Source organism: Yersinia sp. 2542 StPb PI, from assembly GCF_048593855.1.
GTDB classification, from domain to species: domain Bacteria; phylum Pseudomonadota; class Gammaproteobacteria; order Enterobacterales; family Enterobacteriaceae; genus Yersinia; species Yersinia enterocolitica_E.
Window position 1 is genome coordinate 40,277 of the sequence record NZ_JAZGQA010000007.1, and the last position, 8,952, is coordinate 49,228.

The following is an 8,952-nucleotide window of genomic DNA, read 5'->3' on the forward strand; positions in this document are numbered from 1 at the left end:
CCTCTCTGCACACAGTAGATTTGGCGCAGTTGGCTAGGGCAGCCAGGCAAGTGAATCAAAGGGTTAGGGTATGTCAGAGCAGTTTCTTTATTTTCTGCAACAGATGTTCAACGGTGTTACGTTGGGCAGCACGTATGCGCTGATCGCCATTGGTTATACCATGGTGTACGGCATTATCGGCATGATCAACTTTGCTCACGGCGAAGTGTATATGATCGGCAGCTACGTTTCGTTTATCGTGATCGCCGCATTGATGATGATGGGGATCGACGCTAGCTGGTTATTGATCGGCTCTGCTTTTCTCGTCTCTATCGTGATCGCCAGTGCTTATGGCTGGAGTATTGAACGGGTGGCCTATAAGCCGGTTCGTAGCTCCAAGCGTTTGATTGCACTGATCTCGGCGATTGGGATGTCAATCTTCCTGCAAAACTACGTCAGCTTGACGCAAGGCTCACGGGATTTAGCACTACCGAGTTTGGTTACCGGGCAATGGACTTTGGCAGAAACCAATGGGTTTGCCGCGACCATAAGCACCATGCAACTGACCATCTGGGTAGTTACTTTCTTGGCGATGCTGGCATTAACCTTATTTATCCGCTATTCCCGTATGGGTCGTGCCTGCCGTGCCTGTGCTGAAGACTTAAAAATGGCGAGCCTGCTGGGTATTAATACTGACCGGGTTATCTCGCTGACCTTTGTTATCGGGGCATTGATGGCCGCCGTGGCAGGGGTATTACTTGGCCAGTTCTATGGGGTTATCAACCCATATATTGGTTTTATGGCCGGTATGAAAGCCTTCACCGCAGCCGTATTAGGTGGCATTGGTAGTATTCCTGGCGCGATGATCGGTGGCTTGATTCTGGGTGTGGCTGAAGCATTAACTTCTGCTTATCTAAGCACTGAATACAAAGATGCAGTTTCATTCGCATTGCTGATTGTGGTGCTGCTTGTTATGCCTACTGGGATCTTAGGCCGTCCAGAGGTTGAAAAAGTATGAAACAACTCAACTTTGTTAATGCCATTATTTCCAGTTTTGTGCTCTTCGTCCTCGCCTCGTTTGTAATGGGTTTGCAGTTGCAGTTAGACGGCACCAAACTCATTGTGCAAGGGGCAGCAGAAGTCCGCTGGCTGTGGATTGGCGCGGGTTGTATCGTGGTGTTTTTCTTCCAACTGGTGCGCCCGTACATCCAGCAAGGTATTAAAAAAGTCTCTGGTCCGGCATGGGTATTGCCTAGTTTTGATGGCACCACCCCCCGTCAAAAACTATTAGCCGCAGCAATTATTATCGCCGCAATCGCCTGGCCGTTCCTGGTCTCCAGAGGTTCAGTGGATATTGCGACCCTGACGTTGATTTATGTCATGTTGGGGTTGGGATTGAACGTTGTCGTGGGGCTGTCTGGCCTGTTGGTACTAGGCTACGGTGGATTCTATGCCATTGGTGCCTATACCTATGCGCTGTTGAATCACTATTACGGTTTAGGTTTTTGGGAGAGTTTACCGCTGGCTGGCATAGTCGCAGCACTGTCTGGCTTCTTGTTGGGCTTCCCGGTATTACGCTTGCGGGGGGATTACCTGGCGATTGTCACTTTGGGTTTCGGTGAAATTGTGCGTATTTTGCTGCTCAATAATACGGAAATCACTGGTGGGCCGAATGGGATTAGCCAAATTCCAAAACCAACACTGTTTGGTTTAGAGTTCAGCCGCACTGCGAAGGATGGCGGTTGGGATACTTTCCACAACTTCTTTGGCCTGACTTATGATCCTAGTGACCGTATCATTTTCTTGTATATGGTGGCGTTGTTATTAGTGATCCTGACCTTGTTTGTGATCAATCGACTGCTGCGTATGCCGCTGGGCCGAGCATGGGAAGCATTGCGTGAAGATGAAATCGCCTGCCGCTCATTGGGCCTTAGCCCAACAAAAATCAAGCTGACTGCATTTACTATCAGTGCCGCGTTTGCTGGTTTTGCCGGTACTTTGTTTGCCGCCCGACAGGGTTTCGTTAGTCCTGAATCCTTCACCTTTGTTGAATCGGCTTTCGTGCTAGCGATTGTGGTGTTAGGTGGCATGGGGTCGCAGTTCGCGGTCATCCTGGCGGCGGTATTGCTGGTGGTTTCGCGGGAATTAATGCGTGACCTCAATGCTTACAGTATGTTGCTGTTAGGTGCATTGATGGTACTGATGATGATTTGGCGTCCACAAGGGTTGCTGCCAATGAAACGGCCACAGCTAAAGCTAAAAGTCGCAGAGATAAAAGCTAAAAAAGGGGAGCAGATATGAATACGCAACCTTTGTTAGCAGTTGAAGGGCTGTCCATGCGTTTTGGTGGGTTACTGGCGGTGAACAATGTGGGTCTGACCCTCAATCAGGGTGAGATTGTCTCGCTGATTGGCCCTAATGGGGCAGGTAAGACCACAATTTTTAACTGCCTAACCGGTTTTTACCGCCCGACCGGCGGCACGATTAAGTTACGTGATCGTCATCTTGAAGGGCTACCCGGCCAGATGATTGCCCGAATGGGGGTGATTCGTACTTTCCAGCATGTGCGTCTGTTCCGTGAAATGACGGTGGTAGAGAACCTGCTGGTGGCTCAGCATCGGCACCTTAAAAGTGGGGTTTTTGCCGGTTTGCTGAAAACCCCCGGTTTTCGGCGAGCAGAGGCCGACGCGTTGGAGCGTGCAGCCACTTGGTTGGAGCGTGTCGGCCTATTAGAGCTGGCAAACCGACAGGCGGGGAATTTGGCCTATGGCCAGCAGCGTCGTCTGGAAATTGCCCGCTGCATGGTGACTCGCCCTGAGCTATTGATGTTAGATGAGCCCGCTGCGGGATTGAACCCCAAAGAGACTGATGAACTGAATCAGTTGATTATGGAGTTACGTGACCAACACCAAGTCTCGGTATTGTTAATCGAACATGATATGAAACTGGTGATGGGAATTTCTGATCGCATTTATGTGGTCAATCAGGGAACGCCGTTAGCACAAGGCACACCCAGCGAAATCCGTAATAACCCGGATGTGATCCGGGCCTATTTGGGCGAATAACTTATTTTTAAGTAAAAGTATTTTTGGGTAAATAAAAAGTGGGCGAGGCATAAACATAACATGTTGTCATTTAATAACGTTTCTGCCCATTACGGCAAAATTCAGGCATTGCATCAGGTTAGCCTGCATATTCAACAAGGTGAGATCGTTACACTGATTGGTGCTAACGGTGCGGGTAAAACCACACTGTTGGGGACATTGTGTGGTGAGCCGCGTGCGACCGAGGGCAGTATTGTTTTTGGTGAGCAGAATATTACGGATTGGCAGACCGCACGCATTATGCGTGAGGCGATTGCGATTGTTCCTGAAGGCCGACGGGTATTTTCCCGAATGACGGTTGAAGAAAATCTGGCGATGGGGGGATTTTTCGCTGATCGTCAGCAATATCAGCAACGTATTGAACGGGTTTACGACTTGTTCCCGCGATTATTTGAACGTCGGGCTCAGCGAGCAGGAACCATGTCTGGTGGCGAGCAACAGATGTTGGCGATAGGCCGTGCCCTGATGAGCCAGCCAAAATTACTGTTACTGGATGAACCTTCATTAGGATTAGCACCGATAATTATTCTGCAAATATTTGATACTATTCAACAATTACGAGAAGAAGGGATGACTATTTTCCTCGTTGAGCAGAATGCGAATCAGGCTTTGAAGTTAGCAGATCGTGGGTATGTACTAGAGAATGGTCGTATTGTTCTGGAAGACACGGGGGCTGCGTTGTTAGCTAATGAAGCCGTGCGTTCAGCTTATCTGGGCGGTTAAATCGTCGTTTTTCATTATCTATGAAGGCCCGTTTCCGGGCCTTAGTTATTAGCTAATCATAAAGCTATCTTCTAGCTGTTCGGCATCATGCCTGTGGTGTAATAGTGAAATTGAGTGTATCGCTATAACTTCCTTTATCGGTTGTCTTGGTATTATAAAGCCGTATGCGTGGTGACCAGCACATCTCACCGTTATTATCATTTCTCAACTGAATAAACTTTTTCTCTTTTGGCAGTAAAAAGTTTTTCGTATTACCTGCTTGGTTTTGAAATTCCACGGTATAACCGATGGTCTTATCACTCTCAGCTTCCTTTAACTGAAAATGTGCAGTGTTTGCTGCTAATCCATTTCGGTTGGTGGCGCTAATCATATAACGCGTCCGTTGAATCCCGGTGGCGCGATAGCGGATACAAAAACGGTTACCTGCTGGATTAATCAATGGCGCGTGTACGCTTTTCCCTTTAGCGCTGCGCTCAATTTTCTCAAGTAATTCATCTAAATCGAAAGACTTCAATTGCCATGTTTTCGCGTTCATACGGAATTTAGGATCAATTTTAAAGGCTTCTGGTGCCACGTCCGCCTGAGGATTAAAGAGTGTGCATTGTTTGCCATTCTGACCAAAGGAAACGCCAGTAGATGACATCAATGAGTGATATTGCCCTTTGTAATGGATCGCACCACCTACAGTTGCACCGATTCTGATATCCTTGAGGACATGTGCGGCAACTTTGAATGAAACATAGTAATACTTCTTGTCAAAGGGTGATGATTTGAGATCACGGTTGAACAGTATTTCCTGAGTATTATCATTCGAATCTGAGGGTGCTTCGCCATTGAGCGAAAGATTAGTGATATCATTAAATTGAATACTGAAATCTCGTGAGCCATCAGCTTTATAGAAATAAAGTGACAGGAGCGCACGCCGGTTAGGTAACCCGATATTTTTCATCTCATCAGTTGGGATATTTAGTAATTTTCCCCAGGCTAATATATGTTTTCCATTTACCATTGTTCCTGATGAGGAATATAAATCTTTCAGCATCGCCCGAAAATAAACCTCCACGCTGTCATCATCGTTTAGTTTGATTTTGCAATTAGAGTATTGTTGGGTGTAGGGATAAAAATAGAGGTTTGCCATAGCTATAGGCTGAATTATTAGCAATAATAGCCCCATAAGGAATAGTCTGTATTTAACATTCACTTGATTATCTCTCCATGACTATCAGTTATTTATTTCAGCTATTCGTTTCAAATATTAATGTTAGCTGCCCGTGATATTTCCCTGCGGAATTTGGCCCACTGGGCGCTAATGCTGAAATATGTAATATATAGTCGGTACTGGTTTGGCGGGTTCTACCCTGGGTTATGTTGAATGTCTCAGGGATGGCTGATAACACGCGCAGGTTGGCGCGATCCGTGCCCCAGCGCACTTGCGCGGGGGAGAATGCCTGATCTGCTCCCGTCAATACAGTAGAGTGACGAGTCAGTATCAGTGGATTTTTCACCGAAATTCGAAATCCTTCTTGCCGGCGTAGCTTGACGACTACTGGGAGTTCCTTTTGATACAGCAAGTGATTTTCGGGGCTACTTTCCAGTTTTATACTGCTATACCAACCCCCTTGTGGCTTTTCAACCTCGATCCTGGGGTGTGCTGTCACTTCTAATCTGACATCGATATTCCCCAGAGGAATTGAATCTGCCCTTGCCTGTGAGGGGAGTAATAGGGATAGGGCGACGATTTTTATGATATTCATAATGTTCCTTATCTTTACCCTGCGATACATCGCAAGTTGAAGGGCTTATCCTCGATCATTCCTCGTACATCACTGACCGCCAGCTGCCGATGCTGGTCGGGATAGAGATTAAAGTCCTCTATATCCTGTTCCTGGGTTTTCAACTGACGCCACTGTAGGCGGGTGTTACCGGTATTCTCCAACACTATCCCCCCGTCAAGACAGCGGTGTGCCCACTGGGGTTGCGGTGATGCAGCCAGATGCCTGACCAATCCCATATAACTTAACTGCACCCCCAACACGGCAGTATGGCCACCGGTAACTTGCAGGTTATTAACCGGTGCTACTGCGAGTCGATATACCTGCTCTTTATCCGGCGTGCTAAGTGCTTTAAGAAATATTCTCCCACTCTGTTTTGGTCCCAGAGTCAGTTTTGCTGGGAATGCAAACAGTGCGGGATGTCGCTGTTCGCCTACCGAGGTTAGTGATTCTTGTTCTGGCGACTCGCCTGGGTTATTAAGCTGGTACAGTTGAACTGTCACGTACTCAGGGTCTAAACCGTAATTAGTTACTGTCACCACCGTACTTTCCTGCTCTATTTCCAGCACATGTGGCTGAATATCTATGGCACTGAAAACCGAGGGCGGCAGGAGGCTAGCCGCAATGAACAGTAAACGTTTCATTATCTACCTTACCGCTGAGTTGTTTGGTTGACAGGGTGATGGGGGTTCCGGGATATAGATTCAGGCTATCTGTCTTGTCGCCGGAGTTCAGTTGCTCAAATTTGCTATGAACTGTGCCGCTGGAGGTAAGCATGAGATGACCGCCCGGCAAGCATTGATGTTGCCAGTGACGAACCTGTGCAGTTAAAGGGGGCACATGATGAATCAACACACCATAACCAATACTGATGGTCATAGGAGCATGGATTTTGCTTTTGTCCTCATGCTGACCGACCGCTTTGATATCGACTACCGGGTTGATATACAGCCGATACAGCGTTTCCTGCGTCGGAGATTTTAAGGGCAATAGTTTAATATCACGCTTCTGCTTCGGTCCTAAAGTAATCCGGTTGGGGTTAAAAATCATTTCAGGCTGCGAGATATCACTTATCAGTGTTTTCTGTTCAGGATGCACCCCGGGGTTATCTACTCGTTGTAGTGTGATATCCAGATACAGTGGCTTATCACCGCTGTTATAGACCTGGATTGTCCGGTGTTGGTCCAGTGATTCCACTGTGGTACGGGTAGGGATAGCCACTAACTGCGCATAAGTAGCGGTAATCGGCGCCAACAAGAAGGCGAGAGTGAAGAGTAAATAAGCATATTTCATAACAATTCCTGTTGGTATTAATCCAAGTGACAAAGATAAATATGATCGCGTTGCTGGCTCATATTGCAGCGGTAACGGGCTAAGTTGTTTTGAACCTGAATATTTTTCAGCTTGGCACGAGAGTGAATAGAAAATAGTCCATTGGGGTGGACGGTATCACCAGTTTCCTGAATAACCCCGCTAACAGGTTGTCCGTGCTCATCCTTGAGGAAACCGCTGTAAAGCAGGTTCAATGTGATATCGGCCTTACTGGAAAATACTTGCCCAGGATGGGCGCGAGCAATATTGACGGGTAGCTGAATATTCATATCCAGATCATTGCGTTCGGTATGTGTTTGCACAAAGAAACGGTCCTGATACCGTGGAATCGGTATAGCGTAAGTACCCGCGCCGGTTATCGGATGGCCTTCCGCATTGAAGCTATATGGCGTGCCAGCCAAGTCCGGTGTCTCTATCAGTAATGCGGTTCCGCTGTAGCTGCTGCGACCTAATGCCATACCTTGCGGGCTGATAGCCAGCATGCCGCTATAACTGATGCTGCCATTGGCTATCTTGTTATCAACTCCCATTCGTGCCGATACATCACCACGGCTGCCACTGCGATAAGCAAAGCTGCCGATACTGGACGTTTTCCCACTGGTACTGCCATCAACACCCAAGGTGCTGGTGCCATAGTTATCGTTAAACTCTTTTTGATAACTGGCACTGGTAACTAACTGCTGCTGATCATAGGCACTGTTGATACTGGCACTGCTTTTGATAAATGAGAGCGTGGTATTCAGAAATACACCGTAATTATTTTGGTTGCTCCATTGCCCACCTTTTTGTACACCCAGGGACAGTGCAAGGTTGTATTGTGGCCGACGCCAATCCCAGCGGCCTTGGATACGGTGTTGCTGGCTGGTGTTAAATTGATTGAATTGATAGCTAAGTTGGACTGGCCCCAATTGGCGACTATAAGAAGCTGATGTGCTACCCGCGTTTGGTGCATATATAGACACATCTGGCGTTTGATAGCGGGATACCGCTGCATATCCCAGTGCGGTACTTCCACCGGCGATGCGCAGATATCCTCCATCACGTTTTTCGCCAGACATCACGCCCAGAGTCGGGGTAAGATCGAGATCGGAAAAAATGTAGGGGCGCGAAATACTCCCTTCTGCTGCCCAGTGGCTAGCGCTATCTTTGAGTAGCGTGATATTCGTTTGCACGCTTTGCAGGTTCATACTGCGACCAAACTGCATCAGGTGGGGAGAGCTACGGTTACGCGCCATTCCTTTACCCATAGTCAGGAACCAGCCATTATTGGTTTGAGTGCTGATATTACTGATGGTTTGGCTTTCCTGACTGACGACTTTCCCTGTACGGTCGACTAACCGGATCTCAACGTTGTAATAGCCGCCGGGAAGTTGGTTGTAATCAATTTCATTACGGCCCAGTTGAGCAGGGATTCGGCGGATAAGTTGGTTATCGCGATAGATTTCGAAATCGCCATCGCTGGTGGCATATAGCACTAAGCTGCCCGCGGAGGGCTTATCAATAGCTAAATAACTTTGGCTGCCCAGCGTCACGAATTGGTCTAAAGCAGGGTTAATCAGGGTATGAATGCTGCCAGCACTGTTATCCAGATTATTTTGTCTACCTGCCCGTAGGTAGAGTGCCTGGAAGTTCTTTTGCAAGTACCAACTATCGATACCCATTTGAGTTTGCTGCTGATATTGAGCCTGATGTGTGGTGTGATAGTTGCTCTTTGAACGGGTGGTGTTATAAAACCAATTGGCAAAGCCAAAAGATTGCAAGGGTAGACCAATATATCCTTGCCCACGGCCTGAAATAGCGCGGTAATTTTCTGCGGTCATACGCAGGTCAAAGGATTGATTATGGACCAATCCCCAAGTAGTGACGGGCATTAAATAACGGTTGCTGTTATTGGTTATCGTTACTACATTATTGACCTTATCTACGGTGACGCGATGGTTAGATAAGATATAATCGCAGCCATTCTTGCATTGCAAATAAGGTATTTGGGGTAAAATGTTTTCTAATAAAATAATTGATTTTTCATCAATGTGGTTATTGCG

General features: G+C 47.3%; 9 protein-coding genes. 4 read left to right on the forward strand and 5 right to left on the reverse strand.

Annotated features, from left to right (window positions below; all coding sequences use genetic code 11):
* The first annotated feature begins 70 nt into the window (after positions 1 to 70).
* Genes livH through livF form a run of 4 tightly spaced genes read left to right on the forward strand, consistent with a single transcriptional unit; the run spans position 71 to position 3,806 of the window.
* Entirely contained in the window at positions 71 to 997 is a 927-nt protein-coding gene (livH, locus tag V1952_RS02215; RefSeq protein ID WP_083161967.1) for a high-affinity branched-chain amino acid ABC transporter permease LivH, read from the forward strand.
* A complete protein-coding gene (locus tag V1952_RS02220; RefSeq protein ID WP_372560050.1) occupies positions 994 to 2,280 on the forward strand; it encodes a high-affinity branched-chain amino acid ABC transporter permease LivM in 1,287 nt (428 codons plus the stop codon). The genes livH and V1952_RS02220 overlap by 4 nt, the downstream gene beginning before the upstream one ends.
* The gene (gene livG / locus V1952_RS02225; RefSeq protein WP_420074259.1) at positions 2,277 to 3,044 is read left to right on the forward strand and encodes a high-affinity branched-chain amino acid ABC transporter ATP-binding protein LivG; all 768 of its coding nucleotides are present in this window, start codon (positions 2,277 to 2,279) and stop codon (positions 3,042 to 3,044) included. The genes V1952_RS02220 and livG overlap by 4 nt, the downstream gene beginning before the upstream one ends.
* A 60-nt stretch (positions 3,045 to 3,104) precedes the next feature.
* The gene (gene livF, locus V1952_RS02230; RefSeq protein WP_083161973.1) at positions 3,105 to 3,806 is read left to right on the forward strand and encodes a high-affinity branched-chain amino acid ABC transporter ATP-binding protein LivF; all 702 of its coding nucleotides are present in this window, start codon (positions 3,105 to 3,107) and stop codon (positions 3,804 to 3,806) included.
* An 85-nt stretch (positions 3,807 to 3,891) separates the two neighbouring features.
* Here livF and V1952_RS02235 read toward each other — a convergent pair whose 3' ends face one another.
* The 5 genes from V1952_RS02235 to V1952_RS02255 all read right to left on the reverse strand — a co-directional run.
* On the reverse strand, positions 3,892 to 5,007 hold the full coding sequence (locus V1952_RS02235) for a hypothetical protein (RefSeq protein ID WP_420074260.1): 1,116 nt from the start codon (positions 5,005 to 5,007) through the stop codon (positions 3,892 to 3,894).
* A gap of 34 nt (positions 5,008 to 5,041) precedes the next feature.
* Positions 5,042 to 5,560, reverse strand: a complete 519-nt coding sequence (locus tag V1952_RS02240; RefSeq protein ID WP_420070859.1) for a fimbrial protein — start codon at positions 5,558 to 5,560, stop codon at positions 5,042 to 5,044.
* A gap of 14 nt (positions 5,561 to 5,574) precedes the next feature.
* On the reverse strand, positions 5,575 to 6,222 hold the full coding sequence (locus tag V1952_RS02245) for a hypothetical protein (protein ID WP_372560047.1): 648 nt from the start codon (positions 6,220 to 6,222) through the stop codon (positions 5,575 to 5,577).
* Complete coding sequence (locus V1952_RS02250; RefSeq protein WP_372560046.1) at positions 6,194 to 6,871, reverse strand: pilus assembly protein; 678 nt, start codon at positions 6,869 to 6,871, stop codon at positions 6,194 to 6,196. Before V1952_RS02250 ends, V1952_RS02245 begins: the two co-directional genes overlap by 29 nt.
* A 17-nt stretch (positions 6,872 to 6,888) precedes the next feature.
* A partial coding sequence (locus V1952_RS02255) for a TcfC E-set like domain-containing protein (RefSeq protein WP_420074261.1) occupies positions 6,889 to 8,952 on the reverse strand: 2,064 nt, incomplete at its 5' end.